This is a genomic window from Gordonia sp. NPDC057258, from assembly GCF_042668985.1.
Lineage (GTDB): Bacteria > Actinomycetota > Actinomycetes > Mycobacteriales > Mycobacteriaceae > Gordonia > Gordonia hongkongensis.
The window spans coordinates 1-1354 of sequence record NZ_JBHUXZ010000088.1 but is presented as its reverse complement, the minus strand read 5'-3'; the positions used below and the strand labels follow the sequence as shown (position 1 = coordinate 1354).

Below are 1354 nucleotides of genomic sequence, written 5' to 3'. Positions count from 1 at the left end.
CAATTGCGCGAAGCCGATAATGGAGGCACCAGGGAAATTGTGCTTCACTTCTCCAGCGTGAACCGTAAAAGTGAACATTCCTGAACTCATGGACCCCGGCCATGTTCATACAAGCTTATCGTAGGCGCCTCTCCCTCGACAGTCCGTGGCTGAACGACGTCCGAAACAATGGAAAGACCGATCGAGCGATCGTCGAAGCGCTACAACGTTTGATTGATCGACTTCGACGATAGGCAACCCCAGGAGATCATCTGAGGCACTTTGAGCGCTAAGGAGTCAGCACGCTTGAGAGGAGCGTCGAACACCCAGCACTTCAGTGTCAGCCGCTGCAGCCGGCTCCCCATATAGTCCGCGCTGATCGGCGATCTTATAAATTTTCTCAGCCGGCTTGAGGGCACGCAGCTGCGTGTCAGTGAGCATAAAAACCTCCTCGAACGTATACCGTCGGCCGATACCGTCAAACCAGCGTGACGGTATAGGACAGGACCGTCCCAGGAGGAACATCCGTCCCGCCAACAGTACCGACATTTCCACGTGGCATTGCGCGGATCGCCGAGGATCTCGACAGACAATAACCCCCTGTTTTTAAACGGAAAAACAGGGAAAACCGGAACTCCCGGAACGACTTGGGAGCAGTCTAGATCACTCCCACTCACTCATCAATGAGCCTTGTAACACTTTGATTTTAATGATTTTTATACAGGTCACTTTTTCCGATGCCACGCGAAATACCACGTTAAAAAATTGCCCGTTTCTGCCTGTAGTTGCCGGATACTGCTAGACCATCAGACCCACCCGATGCTTCTAAGGAACGCATAGGACGCGCACGCCGCAGCCACACAAGCGCATATCGCGCCTCGCCCATTCATACGCCCGATACGCTGCAACTCTCCGATGAAGGTGTCGATGTTGTTCGGCACTTGGATCAGCGCGGACCAAAGCCAGAACACAGCAGCCCCAAGCGAGGCCACCGCGCCAACGATGCCAACCGCGATGTCAAGTTTCGTCATCACGCCAGCGTACCAGCAAACAGGTCGGCAGACTCGCCACGCCTCTCAAGCACCTGCTCGACACCCTTCTGGAACGCCTGCTCGATCCGCTCGCTGGCGATCTTGAAATAGCCTGCGTCCTGCTCCATGCCGATGAACTTCCGCCCCGTGTTCGCGCACGCAACGCCGGTCGTGCCGCTTCCCATGCAGTTGTCCAGCACCGTTTCACCTTCGTTGGTATAGGTGCGAATTAGGTACTCGCAAAGCCCCACCGGCTTCTGAGTTGGGTGGACAGACTTCACAGAACTTCCGGCGTTTGAAAATTTCAAAAGCGTCTTCGGATACCAAGTGTCGTAAACCTTGTC

Annotated in this window: 2 protein-coding genes; both read right to left on the bottom strand. The window is 54.7% G+C overall.

Translation table 11 applies throughout. From position 1 onward, the window contains the following. Positions 1-785 precede the first annotated feature (785 nt). Positions 786-1010, bottom strand: a complete 225-nt coding sequence (locus tag ACFUEJ_RS24215; RefSeq protein ID WP_376498674.1) for a hypothetical protein — start codon at positions 1008-1010, stop codon at positions 786-788. Next, positions 1010-1354 (bottom strand): DNA-methyltransferase (locus ACFUEJ_RS24210; protein WP_388032380.1); only part of this gene is annotated, 345 nt, incomplete at its 5' end. The genes ACFUEJ_RS24215 and ACFUEJ_RS24210, both read right to left, overlap by 1 nt.

Excerpts from the sequence above, each read along its gene's own strand:
- ACFUEJ_RS24215 (WP_376498674.1), bottom strand. The coding sequence starts at position 1,010 with ATGACGAAACTTGACATCGCGGTTGGCATCGTTGGCGCGGTGGCCTCG.